Origin of the sequence: Paraburkholderia hayleyella (genome assembly GCF_009455685.1) — a bacterium.
GTDB classification, from domain to species: Bacteria; Pseudomonadota; Gammaproteobacteria; order Burkholderiales; family Burkholderiaceae; genus Paraburkholderia; species Paraburkholderia hayleyella.
Window position 1 is genome coordinate 2,566,926 of record NZ_QPES01000001.1, and the last position, 15,652, is coordinate 2,582,577.

At 59.5% G+C, this 15,652-nt stretch carries 19 protein-coding genes and 1 pseudogene; 5 read left to right on the forward strand and 15 right to left on the reverse strand.

The features are described 5' to 3' along the window. Positions 1-239 precede the first annotated feature (239 nt). A pseudogene (locus GH657_RS11370) lies at positions 240-392 on the forward strand (IS3 family transposase); the annotation flags it as partial. A 64-nt stretch (positions 393-456) separates the two neighbouring features. On the opposite strand, the gene GH657_RS11375 reads toward GH657_RS11370, so the two are convergent. The 5 genes from GH657_RS11375 to GH657_RS11395 all read right to left on the reverse strand — a co-directional run bounded on the left by GH657_RS11375 (position 457) and on the right by GH657_RS11395 (position 3,142). Then, positions 457-1,074, reverse strand: a complete 618-nt coding sequence (locus tag GH657_RS11375; protein ID WP_153100859.1) for a heme-binding beta-barrel domain-containing protein — start codon at positions 1,072-1,074, stop codon at positions 457-459. Positions 1,075-1,477: 403 nt separating this feature from the next. After that, the gene (locus tag GH657_RS11380) at positions 1,478-2,299 is read right to left on the reverse strand and encodes an N-acetylmuramidase domain-containing protein (protein ID WP_153100860.1); all 822 of its coding nucleotides are present in this window, start codon (positions 2,297-2,299) and stop codon (positions 1,478-1,480) included. A gap of 3 nt (positions 2,300-2,302) precedes the next feature. Continuing rightward, entirely contained in the window at positions 2,303-2,569 is a 267-nt protein-coding gene (locus GH657_RS11385; RefSeq protein WP_153100861.1) for a phage holin family protein, read from the reverse strand. 2 nt (positions 2,570-2,571) lie between these two features. Then, the gene (locus tag GH657_RS11390; protein WP_153100862.1) at positions 2,572-2,916 is read right to left on the reverse strand and encodes a putative holin; all 345 of its coding nucleotides are present in this window, start codon (positions 2,914-2,916) and stop codon (positions 2,572-2,574) included. Beyond that, on the reverse strand, positions 2,909-3,142 hold the full coding sequence (locus GH657_RS11395; protein WP_153100863.1) for a tail protein X: 234 nt from the start codon (positions 3,140-3,142) through the stop codon (positions 2,909-2,911). Before GH657_RS11395 ends, GH657_RS11390 begins: the two co-directional genes overlap by 8 nt. A 369-nt stretch (positions 3,143-3,511) precedes the next feature. Between GH657_RS11395 and GH657_RS11400 the strand changes: the two genes are divergently transcribed. Further along, positions 3,512-4,366: a symmetrical bis(5'-nucleosyl)-tetraphosphatase gene (locus tag GH657_RS11400; RefSeq protein WP_153100864.1), complete on the forward strand. Its 855-nt coding sequence runs from the start codon at positions 3,512-3,514 to the stop codon at positions 4,364-4,366. A gap of 36 nt (positions 4,367-4,402) precedes the next feature. Here the strand turns inward: GH657_RS11400 and GH657_RS11405 are convergent, their stop codons facing one another. The 8 genes from GH657_RS11405 to GH657_RS11440 all read right to left on the reverse strand — a co-directional run bounded on the left by GH657_RS11405 (position 4,403) and on the right by GH657_RS11440 (position 11,351). Next, positions 4,403-5,236 (reverse strand): lysophospholipid acyltransferase family protein, encoded by an 834-nt coding sequence (locus GH657_RS11405; protein ID WP_153100865.1) that lies wholly within the window; start codon positions 5,234-5,236, stop codon positions 4,403-4,405. Between the two features lie 42 nt (positions 5,237-5,278). After that, a complete protein-coding gene (locus GH657_RS11410) occupies positions 5,279-6,556 on the reverse strand; it encodes a dihydroorotase (protein WP_153100866.1) in 1,278 nt (425 codons plus the stop codon). 140 nt (positions 6,557-6,696) lie between these two features. Further along, a complete protein-coding gene (locus GH657_RS11415; protein WP_153100867.1) occupies positions 6,697-7,719 on the reverse strand; it encodes an aspartate carbamoyltransferase catalytic subunit in 1,023 nt (340 codons plus the stop codon). 71 nt (positions 7,720-7,790) lie between these two features. Then, positions 7,791-8,330, reverse strand: a complete 540-nt coding sequence (gene pyrR / locus GH657_RS11420; RefSeq protein ID WP_153100868.1) for a bifunctional pyr operon transcriptional regulator/uracil phosphoribosyltransferase PyrR — start codon at positions 8,328-8,330, stop codon at positions 7,791-7,793. After that, on the reverse strand, positions 8,317-8,757 hold the full coding sequence (gene ruvX, locus GH657_RS11425; RefSeq protein ID WP_153100869.1) for a Holliday junction resolvase RuvX: 441 nt from the start codon (positions 8,755-8,757) through the stop codon (positions 8,317-8,319). The genes pyrR and ruvX overlap by 14 nt, the downstream gene beginning before the upstream one ends. After that, on the reverse strand, positions 8,754-9,332 hold the full coding sequence (locus GH657_RS11430; RefSeq protein ID WP_153100870.1) for a YqgE/AlgH family protein: 579 nt from the start codon (positions 9,330-9,332) through the stop codon (positions 8,754-8,756). The genes ruvX and GH657_RS11430 overlap by 4 nt, the downstream gene beginning before the upstream one ends. Positions 9,333-9,575: 243 nt before the next feature. After that, entirely contained in the window at positions 9,576-11,078 is a 1,503-nt protein-coding gene (locus tag GH657_RS11435; protein WP_246174062.1) for a hypothetical protein, read from the reverse strand. Positions 11,079-11,180: 102 nt separating this feature from the next. Next, a complete protein-coding gene (locus tag GH657_RS11440) occupies positions 11,181-11,351 on the reverse strand; it encodes a rubredoxin (RefSeq protein WP_153100871.1) in 171 nt (56 codons plus the stop codon). A gap of 214 nt (positions 11,352-11,565) precedes the next feature. Here GH657_RS11440 and thiD point away from each other — a divergent pair, with 214 nt between their 5' ends. Beyond that, positions 11,566-12,426: a bifunctional hydroxymethylpyrimidine kinase/phosphomethylpyrimidine kinase gene (gene thiD, locus GH657_RS11445; protein WP_153100872.1), complete on the forward strand. Its 861-nt coding sequence runs from the start codon at positions 11,566-11,568 to the stop codon at positions 12,424-12,426. Between the two features lie 148 nt (positions 12,427-12,574). Here thiD and ispH read toward each other — a convergent pair whose 3' ends face one another. Together ispH and GH657_RS11455 are read right to left on the reverse strand one after the other, a co-directional pair. Then, entirely contained in the window at positions 12,575-13,537 is a 963-nt protein-coding gene (gene ispH, locus GH657_RS11450) for a 4-hydroxy-3-methylbut-2-enyl diphosphate reductase (RefSeq protein WP_153100873.1), read from the reverse strand. Between the two features lie 3 nt (positions 13,538-13,540). Then, positions 13,541-13,996, reverse strand: coding sequence for an FKBP-type peptidyl-prolyl cis-trans isomerase (locus GH657_RS11455; RefSeq protein WP_153100874.1), 456 nt, complete (start codon positions 13,994-13,996; stop codon positions 13,541-13,543). A gap of 233 nt (positions 13,997-14,229) precedes the next feature. Here GH657_RS11455 and radC point away from each other — a divergent pair, with 233 nt between their 5' ends. Further along, entirely contained in the window at positions 14,230-14,994 is a 765-nt protein-coding gene (radC, locus tag GH657_RS11460; protein ID WP_153100875.1) for a RadC family protein, read from the forward strand. Positions 14,995-15,409: 415 nt separating this feature from the next. Beyond that, positions 15,410-15,646, forward strand: a complete 237-nt coding sequence (gene rpmB / locus GH657_RS11465; protein WP_153101735.1) for a 50S ribosomal protein L28 — start codon at positions 15,410-15,412, stop codon at positions 15,644-15,646. Positions 15,647-15,652 lie beyond the last annotated feature (6 nt).

Consider the following 15,652-nt stretch of genomic DNA (forward strand, 5'->3'; position numbering starts at 1 on the left):
TCCAGAAATATAGGCACTAGTTATAGCATCATTTGATGCTATTTTCACGCACTTCATCGTCTCGTAATTTGCTCGCTTCACCCCGGCATTCCGATGCAGTTGGGCTTGAGAATGGTGAAACCACACGTGAACCCCGACCAGATATCGCATTTTCGGAAAATTCCCCGGGACACATGAGCGCCCAAGCGCATTCAATCCGCATTGAACCGCCCCGGATTTTGCGGAGGCTCCACGCTTGAAAGGAATCCGTTGAACTGGCAACGCTGGAGTGGGTGGCCTGGTTCAATCATTATCGATTGATGGAACCCCTCGGCTATATCCCGCCCGCCGAAGCTGAGGCAAATTTCTATCGGCAACTTGAAACAGCTGCCGCTGAACCCGCATCAACTTAAACCAGCCAGCCTCCACGATTCCCGGGACGGTTCAGCCAGCTAAACAGACTGAATCAAAACCTTATTATTTAGTTTTAACCAGCGTGCTTGTATCGATATGATCGAATGATTTCCCATATATCCGCAACCTGGTTTTTTGCGTATATTTCACAGTTTTATCAGAAATATCAAAACTAATTGAAAAATCCTTGGTTTTAGCATTTTTCGACATATATCTGGATTCAGCTACCCCTTGAGGTCCGGATTGCAAAACCATTTTATCCCCCGCCTTACCTTCCGCCACAATACAAACAGCCCTTGGGATACAAAAAGAGTCATAAACCATTTGATTTTTTTTGTCGTAGATTAAATAACCTCTCTGGTCATGAAATTTTTTCTTGTCTTTTTTTCTAAATGCCTCCTGTTTGAAATACATCGCAACCAGATACTGGTCACTTGCATTGGTTGCATCCGCGGCTGGCTCAAAAGTCCATACTTCATCATAGGGCTCGACTGCGGAACCCCCTTTGCCAACGTTCGAACCCGTTTGTCCTGGCGCCAAATCCACGCCGCCAGAATCCACTACTTTCCAGGTTCCAGCCAGTTTAGCTAGCGGGCCAAAGTCCATGCCATTAATTACCGTCTCTTGTGCAGAAGCTGCGCTTGATAATGCAAGGACCATGCAAGCAATAATTTTATTCATAAGCGATGAACCTCATTTGTTGTCACTGATTGAAGCACCCGGCAGCAAGAGGGTGGAAAAATCAGGCCAGCAAGTCAGCCACTTCAATGTGACAGGTTAATTTTTAAAAACACGTTCCATTAATGCCCAATCTCATCAGGCCGATTGTCGGCCTGCCTTCCAAAAAGCCGGATAAAACTATCACAATCCGAACCCCGTTTAGTCACTTCCAATCGAAATACTCTTTATTTATTAACTGGAACTGGGATTATTCGTGGATTTAACTTAAGTTATTTTCAAATAATTAAGATTTTTCTTGATCGGAGATTGTCTCGCTTAGAACCTCTCGCTTAGAACCTATAACCCGGCTCCGCGAACGGCAAGCTGATCGCCTTAATCGCCCTGATCGCCCTGGCCGGCAGACTCATGCCGCCGCCGCATCCACACGTGGGTAGTGTGGGGCGACGTATTTCAGATACGCCTGCGCCAGCTTCGCGTCGTACAGGTTTCTCGCGTAGTTCGGGCCGTTATAAAGCTTGGCAAACTGAATCCACTTGCGGCTTTTCAGGGCCGCTAGCAGGGAGGAATCCGCCGCGATGAAGCGCACGAAGGCATCGAGCTGGGCGCTCTCATTGCTCTCCATGTGGGCGACGAAGTCATCGGCGCTGGCGTAACCGAGGCGCTGCCAGTGGTGGCCCATTATCTGAAATGCGCCCCAGCTCGACGATTCCCATGCCGCAACGGGGTCGATCCGCTCGGCGCGGGTGAGACGCGTGTATTCGGCGGCCCCCCCCTGGTAGCCCCCGACCTTCTGCGAAACGATATTGGGCAGTTGCACGGCAAGCGGCGCAGGGTCGATGCCATGGTTTTCGAGCCGCTGCCAGAACTTGTGACGCTCAAAAAGAATGACGGGCCGCCCATCGGGCAAGAAACCGCTACCGCGCGATTCGACTTCATTCACCGCCCGGATGCAGGCAACCGGCACACCCAGCGCATCTGCCGCCTCAATCAGATCGGCGTCGCGCAGATGCTTGCGATCACGCTGCCCGTTCGCTAGCGTGGCATAGGTTTTGGGTCCGGCTATGCCGTCGACGACAAGCCCGGCACAACGTTGAAGCGCGGCAACCGCTAATTCCGTCTCATCGTCATAGAGGTAATTCACCGTCACCGGCTGGCCCGCACGAATCAACCGATGCTGCAACAGGCCCACGTCATCACCGCAATCGCCACGTCGATGTATTTTCATGATTCACCTGTTCTCCAGCAGGCAGGCGATATTGCCTCGCACCCGCGAAACGAAAAACGCCAGTAACACAGCGCAGCCTGCCTCAAACAGGCCGACTGACTGGGCATGAATCACCGCGTCGATCACCGCTCCGCCCATCACGGCGACCAGGATCCATGCAATCCATGACACATGCGGACGGTATCGCGCCCCGTGCTTGCGGTACGTCACCACGCGAACGATGACGATAAGGTAGGCCACCACGGCGATAAGCGAAAACACGATTGACATGTTTAACCTCTCTTTTTGAACATCGATAACAGATCGAGTGTTTTCACGCGCTCGAGCAGCTGCAACGTGACAGCAATCACCAGCGCAGCCGCAAAAAACGCGGCAACACCCGTCGATCCGATTGGAGTCTGGTTCACGATTTCCCCAGCCGCGACATATCCCATGACGAAGGAAATCAGCATGTGCACAACACGGGTGAAAATGCCGAGATCTTTCGACGTAACAACAACGAGCGCCGCTCCTGCGAACGCGCCAATCAAGGCGTTGCCGTCCACGCCAGGTGCCAGGCGGGCCATGCCAACAGTCAGTTTGGAGATGATCAGTGCAGTCGTATTGGGTTCAGCCATTTGACGGCTCTCCTTTTATTAATCGAAAGTTGTAATAGCGCGTCGTAGTTTCGATTTGCGCCGGATCAGGCCAGAAGCTGGACAAGCAGGATGCCGGCCGGCAAAAAAACATCATGGGTGGCGCTCCCGCCTTCGCTTCGAGACAGCCCTCTGAACCATCCATGCGGCCGTAGTACTGCCAGCACAGTGAATCAATCGTGTCGTTTTGCTGGGCAAGGAGGATCATGTCCGGTTACCTTGGATCAGCTCAATATTCGGGCGTGACATTCCGCCTATATCGCTCAACGCCCGTAGCGTACGTAGCGTACGTATGGCACCCGAGCCGGGGGATCGTCAGCGCAAAGGTTTCAGGTTATAAATCGCTCGTCGATTCGGGCCAGGTGGACTCGTTTTCCGCCGGTTGTCGAAGTGGCCATATAGGCCAGCGTTACATATCTGTTCTTTTTTTAGTCGTCGCGCTATACCACCCACGCATGGCTCACCACAGTCATGGCGTCTATCACGGATCACCCCGATCCTCCGAGTGTCACAATATCCCCCTTCGGAGGGTCCAACCAGATTGGCCCCCTGCACAGTCCACCTTCCTCCAGCGCCTATGAACCTTCCTCTCCCGCCCTCCTCCACGCCGCTCGCATTCGGCGATCTGCACGGTTGCCGGGCTTCGTTTCAGCAACTCCTTGCCAAAGCCGCGCCTTCCAGCGACACGCCGTTATGGTTCTCAGGCGATATCGTCAATCGCGGACCGCAATCGCTCGTCATGCTGCGCGACCTGATGGCCTTGGGTGAACGGGCGGTGGCGATTCTCGGCAATCATGATTTGCATTTGCTTTCGGTTGCGGCGGGCATTCGGCGCGCACGAAAAGGCGACACGCTTGACGACATTCTCAATGCGCCCGATGCCGCCGATCTGCTGCACTGGGTCCGGCACCGGCCCATCGCCCATTTCGCTCATGACATGTTGCTGGTACATGCGGGTGTGCTGCCGCAGTGGGATGTCTCGCTCACGCTGGAACTGGCCGATGAGCTTGAGCGCGCGTTGCGCGCGCCGGACTGGAAAGAAACCCTGGCGGGCTTGTACGGCAATACACCCAATCAGTGGAACCCGCATCTGAAAGGAATCGAGCGGCTGCGCCTGACGTGCACCGCCCTTACGCGGATGCGTTTTTGCACGGCCGAGGGGGTACTCGATTTCACCACGAGCGGTGGGCTTGATGCCACGCCGCCAGGCTGTGTTCCATGGTTTGACGTGCCTCACCGCAAAACAGCCAGCACGACGGTGGTATTCGGGCACTGGGCCGCGCTTGGGCTGACCTTGCGCGACAACCTGGTTGGGCTGGATTCAGGCTGTGTCTGGGGCAATCGGCTCTCTGCCGTGCGGCTGGCATCCCGGCCTGCGGAGCGGCAACTCACCCAGGTCAATTGCCCGGGCTGCGGCCCGTCCAGCGCCTAAGCGCCGTAACCGGGGCTCTATGAGCCGACTCCGCAGTTAGTCCTGCGTCTCGTACCTCGCCAATAGCGCAGGAGAAAGCGCGGCGGCGGGGACATGAACCGGCTCGTCCATGGCCGGCAACGCATTGTTCTGCTTGCGTTGCTGCAAGGCGCACAAGGCGCTGCCCACCGCCGCCTGCGCGCGCTGTGCCAATTGCCGCCGGTTCGTGCCCGCATCGAGTGGCTGACCAATATGCAGATGGGCGGTCAGCGGCCCCTGACGCAAGATCGCATCAAGAGAAGCCGCCAGCGACATCTCGCCGATATACGCCGGTGCGGCCGATTGCCGGCCAGCGGCATCCTCATACATCAGGCACACCGGCTGCACCGGACAGGCGGCTGAAACAGCAGCCTGCAACAGATTGGCGTGAAACGGCAGGAGCGCCGTCCCAGAAGATGTGGTGCCTTCGGGAAACAAACACATGCGCTCGCCTGCCGTCAGCCGCTCCGCCAGTTCATGCATGATGCGCCGGGCGTCCCTGCGGTTTTCACGCTGGATAAACACCGTACCCACCCGCTGCGCCAACCAGCCGACGAGCGGCCAGTGACGGACCTCGGCTTTCGAGACAAACGGTGTCGGACGCCATGCGTTGATGACGGAGATATCCATCCACGACACGTGATTGCTGACCATCAGCACGCCCTGATCGATGCGGGCAGCGTCGTGATGCACCACGAGACGGATGCCGCATAGTCGCAATACATCGCGCGACCAGGCCTGATTCAGCGCGTCCTGCCTTGCCGCGCTAGCTCGCGGAAAACGCACTGTCACCAGCCAGTAGCCCTTGGCCAGGTGGAGCATCAGCCGCGCCTTGCGCCATGCGAGTTTCATGGTTTCATGGAATGAGGTGAGGCAAAAAAATGAGGCAATGCCTTAGCGCTGCTCGAACGCGATGTGGCCTGCGACGATCGTCGCGCGCACCCGGGCGGGCAGTTCGTAGCCCAGAAATGGCGTATTGCGTCCCTGGCTTTTCAACATGCGCGGCTCGACGCGCCAGTGGGCATCGCGGTCGAACAGGCACAAATCGGCGGACGCGCCGCACGCGATGCGCCCGGCAGGAAGCTTCAGCACATCCGCTGCCGCCGCGCTCACCCGGTTCAGCGCCTGCGCCAGCGGAATCCCCGCTTCATTGGCCCACTTCACCGTCAGCGACAAAAACAGCTCAAGCCCCGTCGCACCCGGCGTTGCCTCATCGAAGGGCAGCAGTTTTTCATCGTCATCGACCGGAGTGTGATCGGAGCAGATCGCGTCGATCGTGCCGTCAAGCAGCCCCGCGCGGATCGCTTCGCGGTCGCGCTGCCCGCGCAAGGGCGGATCCAGCCGGTATTGCGCGTCGAAATAACCTATATCGAGGTCGATCAGATGAATGTGATTCACCGTCACGTCACAGCTCACCGGCAAGCCTTCGGCTTTCGCCTCGCGCATCAGCGCAACGCCTGCCGCGGACGACACATGCGCCAGATGCACGCGGGCGCCGGTCACTCGCACCAGCTCGAAAAGGGTATGCAAGGCGATGGTTTCCGCCGCAACCGGCACACCCGAAAGCCCCATGCGCGATGCCAGCGCCCCGCTCGCGGCCACCCCGCCACGCGCCAGCCAGGCATCTTGCGGACGCAGCCAGACGGTGTAGCCGTAAGTGCTGGCATATTGCAGCGCACGCAGCAGTACCTGCGTGTCGAACACCGGCACATCCGCCTGGGAAAACCCGATGCAGCCCGCTTCGGTCAATTCGACCATCTCAGTGATGGTTTGCCCTTTAAGGCCCACCGTCAGCGCGCCCAGCGGATAAACATGCGCCTGGTTCAGGTTGCGCGCACGAAACTTGAGCATCTCGACCAGACCGGGCTCGTCAAGCACCGGATCGGTATCGGGCGGACACACGAGACTCGTCACGCCCCCCGCGAGCGCCGCGGCCATCTCCGACTCGAGCGTTGCCTTGTGCTCAGAGCCAGGTTCGCGCAGCCGCGCCGACAAATCGACGAGGCCAGGAGCTATGGACAAACCACGGGCATCGAGCGTTTTCGTGGCATGGAAATCAGCGGGGGCTGCGCCCAGCGCGATGATTTTGCCTGCGGCAATAAACACGTCCTGCTGTTGCTCGATTCCCGCGACTGGGTCGATCAGCGTGCCACCCTGGATATGAATCTTCATACGCTGCCTTTATTTCTGCATTTCTGCATTTCTGCGTTGGCCCTTCGCGTGCATGTTCCGCGACCGGCGTATGCGTGTTGCAATGCGTGCGCCGCGGTGCAACACGGTGATGAATCAATCAATCGTTCATTCAACGTGTATTAATCGTTAGCGCCGGCGACGATCCCCATCACCGCCATCCGCACCGCGATACCGAAGGTCACCTGGTTCAGGATCACCGATTGCGGGCCATCCGCAACGTGCGAATCAATTTCGACGCCGCGGTTCATGGGCCCCGGATGCATCACGATGGCATCGGGTTTGGCCAGTGCAAGCCGCTCCGGCGTCAGCCCCCAGGTCTTGAAATACTCCTGCGCCGAGGGCAGCAATGCGCCACTCATGCGCTCGTTTTGCAGGCGCAACATGATAATCACGTCAACATCACGCAGCCCTTCATCGAGATTATGAAAGACACGCACGCCCATCTGCTCGATGCCGCCCGGCAGCAGGGTGCGCGGCCCGATGGCTCGCACCTCGGGCACGCCAAGCGTGGTGAGCGCATGGATATCCGAACGCGCGACACGCGAATGCAGGATGTCGCCGACGATCGCCACTCGCAGACGGGTGAAATCACGCTTGTAATGACGGATCGTGTACATGTCGAGCAACCCCTGGGTGGGGTGTGCATGGCGGCCGTCGCCCGCGTTGATCACATGCACATGCGGCGCGCAATGTTCCGCGATCAGATAAGGAGCGCCACTTGAGGCATGCCGCACAACAAACAGGTCGGCATGCATCGCGGAAAGATTGTTGATCGTGTCGAGCAGGGATTCCCCCTTACTGGCCGACGATGCATTGATATTCAGATTGATCACATCCGCCGAGAGCCGCTTGGCGGCGATCTCGAAGGTTGTGCGGGTTCGTGTGGAATTTTCGAAAAAGAGATTGAAGACCGATTTGCCGCGCAACAGCGGCACCTTCTTCACCTCGCGGTCGGTCACGCTGACAAACTGTTCGGCCGTATCGAGAATGTGGTTCACGATGGCGCGCGGCAAGCCCTCGATCGACAGCAGATGCTTCAACTCGCCGTTTTTCGTGAGTTGCGGATGCCCCTTCAGGAAGCCGTAGCGAAAACGCTCCACTGGCGTAGCGCTGCCCGATGGGCCTGGGGTATCAATGTTCATGGTGTACCTGGTTCAAACGTGGCGGTTCATCGTGGTGCGTCTGGCACCCCGGAAACAACAGGATTCAAGCCTCAGACGCTAGCCGTGCTGGCTGAGCCCATGTCAGTGTCAGTGCTGGCTTCAGTGCGAAACGAGAAATGCTGGCTGCTATCGCGGGCGAGAACCAGCGTCTGGCCCTCCGGCACCGTCACCACACCGCCGACAAAACGCGCCGCCACGGGCAGCTCGCGCCCGCCACGATCGGCCAGCACGGCCAGCTCAACCGAGGCGGGCCTGCCGTAGTCGTATAGCTCGTTGAGCGCGGCGCGCACGGTACGGCCGGTAGACAGCACGTCGTCCACCAGAATGATGTGGCAGTTCTCGATGGCGAACGGCAGCGCCGTTGGGCTCGCCTGGGCATGCAGGCCTTTTTGCGCGTAATCGTCACGATGCAAGGCCACGTTGACCACGCCAAATGCAGGGCGTTTCAGGTCATGCGCGAGGCGTTCGGCGAGCCATGCCCCGCCGCTGTAAATCCCTACAAGCGCCACTTCGCCAGAGGAGTGGGCCAGCGCGGCGCGAATCTGCTCAAGCAGAACGCGATAAAGCGCTTCGGCGTCAATGGAATTCATGATCGTCGGAAAGTTTGTCCAGATATTGCTGAAGAATAATGCTGGCGGCCTCGGCGTCGAGCATGTCCGCCCGGCCAATGCCCGCGCGGATGCCGGCTTGCGCCTCGACCGACGAGTAGCGTTCGTCGATCCATATCACCGGCAGGCTGAAACGGCCATTGAGCTGATTGCCAAAGCGCCGCGCCAGTTGCGTCATGGCATGCGGCGCGCCATCGGGATGCAGCGGCAACCCGACCACGAGCGCATTGGGTTTCCATTCGTCGATGAGCTTGCCTACCGCTTCGAAACGATATTCGCGGCTGCGATTGTGCAAGACGGCAAGAGGGCGGGCACGGCGGGTCAGCGTATTGCCGAGCGCCACACCGATACGTTTTTCGCCATAGTCGAACGCAAGCAGCGTGGCCTCGCGTCCACCCGCATGGATCATGCGTGGCCCGCTTCGCCGGAGAGCATCGGCAGCGACACGCCAAGCAGCCCCAGCGCAGCCTCGAGGCGCTCATCAGCAGGCACGTCGAAGACGATCTTGGGATCGGCTTCGACCGTCAGCCAGCCGTTTTTCGAAATTTCGTCCTCAAGCTGGCCCGCGCCCCAACCGGCATGTCCGAGCGTGAGCAGGAAACGCGCAGGGCCCGTGCCGCTGGCGACGGCTTCCAGCACATCTTTCGAAGTGGTCATTTCGAGGCCGCCAGGCACTTGCATCGACGAGGTATACGTATGGCCTTCGGCCGAATCATGCAGCACGAAGCCGCGCTCGGTTTGCACCGGGCCGCCAAAGTACACGGGCACATGCAACAGCGGTTCGATTTCGAGCTTGAGATCAATACGGTTGAAGAGCGCTTGCAGATCAATATCGGTGGGACGGTTGATGACAAGCCCGAGCGCGCCGCGCTCGCTGTGATCGCACAGATAAATCAGCGCCCCGGAAAAAGTGGGATCGGCCATGCCTGGCATGGCGATCAGGAACTGGTTAGTCAGGTTGATGCGATCGGGACTCGTAGACATGGGTCGAATTCTAGCAAAGACAGTGCAAAACAATAGGCCTGGTGTCATGGCAAAGCACAGCAAGCTGCGTAATCAGGCCAATCAGCAAGCCAATCAGCAGGCCAATCAGCAGGCCAATCAGGAGCAATTCATTTAGCCCGCACTCTATCATGGGCGACAGCCGCGCCGGATATGGGTTAGCGAGTCTGTAACCGGAGCGCGGGGCCAGCGGGCGCCCACCCGCCCCCGCCACCGCGGCGCCCTCTAGTCCGCCTGCTCCAGCCAGCGCACCAGCGCGGCGAAGGCGGTGCCGCCCTCAGGCGGGGCAACGCCCGCGGCTACTTTATGCAGCATCGCATGCAGCTTTTCGAGCGCGAGGCCCAAGACGCGGACGTCATCCGCTGGGCTCGCGCCTGATGGCAACCGCCCACGCCGCCTGAATGCACCTGCGGCCTCATGGGCTTGCATCCGCCATGCGAGGCCCAGCGCATCCGCCAGCAGCGCGATATGGCCCAGGCCCAGTACGCCCGCCGCCGCACCCAGACGGGCCGCAGCGACACTCGCCTGAAACGCCGCGCTCGGATGGACAGGCGCCCCATCACGTGCGCGATGCGCGTAATCAGCCAAAACGGCCATGGCAGCATCCGCCGTTTGCAGAAAATCTTCATAGGCGCGAAGCGTGACGGTGAGTACGCCGAGCGTTCGCGTCACCGGCGGCTCGCCCTCCGGCGAGCGCGCGGCATCCAGCCTGCCACCGAAGTCCGATAACCCGGCCGTGGCCGTGGCCGCGCCCAGGGCCTGAAAAGCCGGCACCGTCAGCCCGTAATCCAGCAACAGCCCGATATGCTGTCCGGCCTGTTCGCTCTGGCCATCCTCGCTGGCCGCCGCGCCAAACCATGCGTATTCACACCAGATCAGTGCCAGCATGCCACGCACCCATGCCCGTGGCGGCTGCCAGTCAGCGCGTGCGCAATCGGCTAGCGCCAGATTGCAGCGCGCGTAAAAACGCCGCAGAGCGGCGTCACGTGAAGCACAGGCACTCGCCCGCAGCACCTGCGCGCACGATGCAGCAAGCTGCCAGAAATCGTAAGGGCCATAACCGCGCAACGCTTCGAGACAGGCATCAAGCGTGTCGCACGCCGCCTCTCTGGCGGCAACGTCAGACACATCAAAGCTAGCGGCGGCATCCGTATCCGTATCCGACGACAGCGCCGGAGCCGGAGCCGCACGCAAAACCGGCAACAAGGCGCGCTCGTAGCGGGCTCGCAGGTGCGCCAGCCGATGCGCCGGTTGCAACCCATGCGTGACCGGGGGCACGGGGCGGCCTGCCAGCGCGAGATCATCGAGGACAAAACCGGCCTGGGTAGGCGGCAATGCCGCGCCCAGTTGCACATAGTGGGCAAAAAGCGTGGGCGAACTTGCGGTTTCACGCAAATCATGCCGGTCGATGAGCGCCCGGAAATCATCGAGCGCCCGGCACAGCAAGACACGCATCCCACGCTCCGGCGCCTCTTGCGCTCCTTGCGCCTGTATCAACCGCGAAGCCTGTAACAACACGCTGGCAAAGCGGTGACCGGCTAGCCAGCCTGCCTCACGCAAAACCTCCGCCGCCCGGGCTAGCGCAACACCCGGGTCTTGCTGCCGCGCAAGCGCGTAGCGCGCATCGGTCAGCGCACGCTCAGCGGCAAGCACAGAACCACCATGTGGATGCGGCAAAACAGTGCTGAAAGGAGGATGGGCAAAACGGTCTGTCAAACGGTCTGTCAAACGGTCTGTCATAAGCCAGGCAGAAAAAACGCAAAACGACGAAGAAACAGCCTGACGGCGGCTGGCAACGCCGCCCGAGAAAACATCCGGTTCCTGGGATTCCTAGATCTGGATCATTTCGAAATCTTCCTTGCGCGCGCCACATTCGGGACAAGTCCAGTTGATCGGCACGTCTTCCCAGCGCGTGCCAGGTGCGATGCCCTCATCGGGCAATCCGGCTTCTTCTTCATAAATCCAGCCACAAATCAGGCACATCCAGCTTTTGTATTCCATGCTTGTATCGAGTCAAAAATCAGGGGAACCCCGCACAACGGGAGCCGTGATGGTACCGTGTTGCCGCCCCAGTGCCTAGCGATGCGCCTGCGGGCGGCGGTGTGAAAAAACGCCCTGGTGGCGTTTTAGGCCGCATAATCCAGCCAGTTGGGTGGGCAGCCGGCGTAGCCGCCCACCGTGTTTTATCGGTCCCTCTCACTTTCCTTCATTTTTCATGCCTAGTGCCTCCCCCCCGATCGCTCTCACCTTCGGCCTCTCCGACCCAACCGGCGGCAGCGGGCTGCAAGCCGACCTGATGACGCTCGCCAGCATGGGCTGCCATGGCGTTACCGTACTCACTGGCTACACCGTGCGCGATTCGGCAGGCTGCGACGAAGTGACCAGTCTCGAACCCGAAGTGGTCGCCTCCCAGGCGCGCATGCTGCTTGAAGACATGCCCATCGCGGTCTTCAAGGTGGGCGCGACCATTCGTGCCGAAGTCGTCAGCGCCATCGCGGAAGTCGTGGCCGATTACGACGATGTGCCGCTGATACTTGCCCCGGATTTCACACTCGCCGACGAACATATGCTCGCCGCCGACGAATTACGCGAAGCCATGGCTGAATTGCTGGTGCCGCAAACCTCGCTGCTCGTCGCCGGCCCCGCCACGCTCCTCGCACTCGCGCAGCCCGATGGCGATGCCGATGCACCCAGCCTTGAAGCCGCGATCACTCATTTGCTGGCGCAAGGCTGCGAATATATTTTGTCGCTGGAAACAGGCACGCACCGGCTCGTCAATACGCTCTATAGCGACGATGGACAATTGCGTCAGGATATCTGGGAGCGCGATACCCAGCGGGTGATGGGGCTCACCGACACGCTGGGCTCAGCCATCGCGGCACTGCTGGCCAATGGCCAGGAGCCCGTCGATGCCGTACGCGAAGCCCAGGAGTATCTCTACCGCGCCGTGCGTTCAGCGTTTCGCCCAGGAATGGGGGCGTGCATCCCCGACCGGTTTTTCTGGGCGCGCAACAACCAGGACGCGCCGCCGCCAGCGATCAGCAAAACTGCCCCGCCGGATGAAGCCCGTCACTAGAAACCAGAAGCCGGAAACAACCCGAAAACAATACACAAACACACCAACACACAAAAAAACACGGAACCGGACAGCCCGGCCCGATCAAGGGCCATCGGGCGCAGAATAGCCCGATGGCCTGAACGAACCCGCCAAACCGGCCGCCCTGTTATTCAGCAGGCAGGCCCAGCCCGCGCGGCAACGGAAACGCGATGTTTTCCTCGATGCCATCGAGCGCCCGTACATTCCGGGCGCCCAGCTCACGCAAACGTCCGATCACCGCCTGAGCCAGCACCTCGGGGGCCGATGCGCCAGCGGTCACGCCAATGCGGCGCTTGCCCGCGACCCAGGCTGGGTCGATCTGATCGGGCGAATCCACCATATAAGACGGAATGCCGCGCTTCTCGGCCACTTCGCGCAAGCGGTTCGAATTGGAGCTGTTCGGGCTGCCAACGACAATCACCACATCGCACTGCGGCGCCATGAACTTCACGGCATCCTGACGATTTTGCGTGGCGTAACAGATATCCTGCTTTTTCGGCTCACGAATCGCCGGGTAACGTGTCTTGAGCGCGGCGATGATTTCGGCGGCGTCATCCACCGACAAAGTGGTCTGCGTGACAAAGGCAATGCGCTCGGGATCGGCCAGATCAAGCGCCAGGACATCGGCAATGTCTTCGACCAGATGCATGCCTTCGTCGGTTTGGCCCATCGTGCCTTCGACCTCAGGGTGCCCCTTGTGGCCAATCATCACGATATCGAAACCTTGCTGGCGCATCTTGGCGACTTCGATATGCACTTTCGTGACGAGCGGACAGGTCGCGTCATAGATTCGCAACCCCCGCTCCGCGGCTTCGGCACGCACGGCTTGCGACACACCATGCGCGCTGAAAATCACCGTATTGCCCTCAGGCACCTCTGCGAGCAGTTCAATAAAAATCGCGCCTTTTTTCCGCAGGTCCTCAACCACATATGCGTTATGCACGATCTCATGCCTGACGTATATCGGTGCGCCATGCAGTTTGAGCGCGCGTTCCACGATTTCGATCGCCCGATCGACGCCAGCGCAAAATCCGCGCGGCTGCGCCAGCAGGATTTCAGCTTCGGCGAGTGTCGTATCCATGATGCCCATGATTTACAAAATTCCGATGATTTTCACTTCGAATGCCAGCGCCTGGCCCGCAAGCGGGTGATTGAAATCAAAAAGCGCCGAGGTTTCGCCGACTTCCTTGAGTACCCCGGCGTAGCGCCCACCATCGGGCGCGTTGAATTCGATGAGGTCGCCCGGAGCGAAATTTTCACCAATCATGCTGTTTTCACGCAGCGTGGCCAGCGATACCCGCTGGAGCAGTTCAGGATTGCGCGGCCCGAATGCCTGCCCCGCTGCTAGCTGAAAGGTAGAGTGGTGCCCGACCTTCAGGCCAAGCAGAATATCTTCCAGCGGCGGTGCCAGTTGGCCTACCCCCAGCAGCAGCGTAGCGGGCTTTTCAGTGAAAGTATTGATGATCTCGGTGCCATCGGCTAGCGCCAGGCGGTAATGAAGCGTGACGTGCGAACCAGGTTTCACTTCGGAGATGTCAATAATGCTCATGGTGTAGGTTCGATCAACGGGTTCAGTCAGCGCGAGACACGCGAACGCGTGTGCGGTGAAGCGCGGCGGATAAGGGCATATGCCATCTGGGCAGACTGTGACAGCACAGCAGCACAGGCAGCGCCGCATGCGAAGGCGACATTGTAAGCCACATATTTCTCCCCGGCTAAAGCGGGATCGCGGCGCTCAGGCAGCCCGACGCCCGCCCAGCCCTCCCCTACGGAAGATCCACGATGGAAAACACCCACTGTTTCTTGCCTGTCATCGACGTCATCGGGCACGTTTCGAATGACCTCCCTGAACCCACGCCAGCCGGAACAAGCGGGCGTTGCCGCACCTGGCCCCAGCGCGACATGCCGCGAGAGCGATTGCTCAACGTGGGGCCCACCGCACTCTCCGACACGGAACTCATCGCGCTTGTGCTCGGGTCCGGCATGCAAGGGCGCAACGTGTTCGAACTGGCGCGCTCGCTACTTCGGCGTTTTCAGTCACTGCGCGCGATGCTCCACGCAACCCCTGCCGATTTCAACGGGCTGCACGGTATTGGGCCCGCCAAAATCGCGCAGATGCTCGCTGTACTTGAGCTGGCCCGCCGCGCGCTGGCAGAAAAAATGAGTGAAGGCTCGCTGCTCGATTCTCCCCAGGCCGTCGAGGATTATCTGCGCCTGCTGATCGGCGCCCGGCCGCATGAAGTGTTTGTCTGCCTGTTTTTGAACGCGCGTCATCAGTTGATCCGATCGGAAGAAAGCGCCCGGGGCTCCTTGACGCGCATGGCGGTCTATCCGCGCGAGATCGTGCGCCAGGCGCTGACACTGAACGCCGCCAGCCTGATCGTGGCGCATAATCATCCGTCCGGCGCCGTCAAACCCAGCGCCAACGATCACAAACTGACCCGCGTGTTACGCGAAGCCCTGGCACTGATCGACGTCTGCCTGATCGACCATCTGGTGATCGGTTCGAGCGATACGTACTCGTTTGCCCAGACGGGCTGGATTTAGCGCCGGAACGGCCAGACAGGATGCCTCTCCCAGCCGGGCCCCAGCCCTTGCTGTCCGCAGCATCCAGAACAAAAAGCGTTTGATTTTTCGGCTTTTTTTCTGCTAGAATCGCTTTTTTCCTGTTTCCAACCCGGTTCTAACGTCACAAAAATATTCCGGGAAGTTGCGGGTCGATCCAGAGAACCAGCTTTTTTAGCAATTTTGGGCAATTTTTAGCAATCAGCCTTGAGCCCATCCAGCTGGATGGGTTTGTTGATTCAAAGGTTGTGAGCAAAGGTTGTGAGAAAAGGTTGTAAAAGGTTGCAGGTTGTAACCGGTTGAGGTTGGAATGACCGGTTTTTCTGCTCGGCACGGCTTCCAGGCAAGTTTTTCGCGGCATTCGAACTCAGAATTTAAGCGTATTAGGAGTGCTCTGATGGCACGCGTATGCCAAGTAACTGGGAAAGGCCCGAAAAGCGGCAATAACGTTTCCCACGCAAACAACAAGACCAAGCGCCGGTTCCTGCCGAACCTGCAATGGCACCGCTTCTGGGTAGAAAGCGAGCAGCGTTTCGTGCGTTTGCGCGTGACAACCGCCGCTATGCGCCTGATCGACAAAATCGGCATTGACGCCGCGCTCGAAAAAGTGCGCGCTAGCGGCAAAAACGCCTAAGGAGAG

What these genes read in the sequence shown, in the direction of transcription:
- GH657_RS11395 (WP_153100863.1), bottom strand. Translation starts at nt 3,142, where the DNA reads ATGATCCTCCTTGCCCAGCAAAACGACACGATTGATTCACTGTGCTGG.
- rpmB (WP_153101735.1), top strand. Translation starts at nt 15,410, where the DNA reads ATGGCACGCGTATGCCAAGTAACTGGGAAAGGCCCGAAAAGCGGCAAT.
- GH657_RS11375 (WP_153100859.1), bottom strand. Translation starts at nt 1,074, where the DNA reads ATGAATAAAATTATTGCTTGCATGGTCCTTGCATTATCAAGCGCAGCT.
- GH657_RS11380 (WP_153100860.1), bottom strand. Translation starts at nt 2,299, where the DNA reads ATGAAAATACATCGACGTGGCGATTGCGGTGATGACGTGGGCCTGTTG.
- ruvX (WP_153100869.1), bottom strand. Translation starts at nt 8,757, where the DNA reads ATGATCCATGCGGGTGGACGCGAGGCCACGCTGCTTGCGTTCGACTAT.
- GH657_RS11430 (WP_153100870.1), bottom strand. Translation starts at nt 9,332, where the DNA reads ATGTCTACGAGTCCCGATCGCATCAACCTGACTAACCAGTTCCTGATC.
- GH657_RS11400 (WP_153100864.1), top strand. Translation starts at nt 3,512, where the DNA reads ATGAACCTTCCTCTCCCGCCCTCCTCCACGCCGCTCGCATTCGGCGAT.
- GH657_RS11390 (WP_153100862.1), bottom strand. Translation starts at nt 2,916, where the DNA reads ATGGCTGAACCCAATACGACTGCACTGATCATCTCCAAACTGACTGTT.
- thiD (WP_153100872.1), top strand. Translation starts at nt 11,566, where the DNA reads ATGCCTAGTGCCTCCCCCCCGATCGCTCTCACCTTCGGCCTCTCCGAC.
- pyrR (WP_153100868.1), bottom strand. Translation starts at nt 8,330, where the DNA reads ATGAATTCCATTGACGCCGAAGCGCTTTATCGCGTTCTGCTTGAGCAG.
- GH657_RS11415 (WP_153100867.1), bottom strand. Translation starts at nt 7,719, where the DNA reads ATGAACATTGATACCCCAGGCCCATCGGGCAGCGCTACGCCAGTGGAG.
- GH657_RS11455 (WP_153100874.1), bottom strand. Translation starts at nt 13,996, where the DNA reads ATGAGCATTATTGACATCTCCGAAGTGAAACCTGGTTCGCACGTCACG.
- GH657_RS11385 (WP_153100861.1), bottom strand. Translation starts at nt 2,569, where the DNA reads ATGTCAATCGTGTTTTCGCTTATCGCCGTGGTGGCCTACCTTATCGTC.
- GH657_RS11410 (WP_153100866.1), bottom strand. Translation starts at nt 6,556, where the DNA reads ATGAAGATTCATATCCAGGGTGGCACGCTGATCGACCCAGTCGCGGGA.
- ispH (WP_153100873.1), bottom strand. Translation starts at nt 13,537, where the DNA reads ATGGGCATCATGGATACGACACTCGCCGAAGCTGAAATCCTGCTGGCG.
- radC (WP_153100875.1), top strand. Translation starts at nt 14,230, where the DNA reads ATGGAAAACACCCACTGTTTCTTGCCTGTCATCGACGTCATCGGGCAC.
- GH657_RS11405 (WP_153100865.1), bottom strand. Translation starts at nt 5,236, where the DNA reads ATGAAACTCGCATGGCGCAAGGCGCGGCTGATGCTCCACCTGGCCAAG.
- GH657_RS11440 (WP_153100871.1), bottom strand. Translation starts at nt 11,351, where the DNA reads ATGGAATACAAAAGCTGGATGTGCCTGATTTGTGGCTGGATTTATGAA.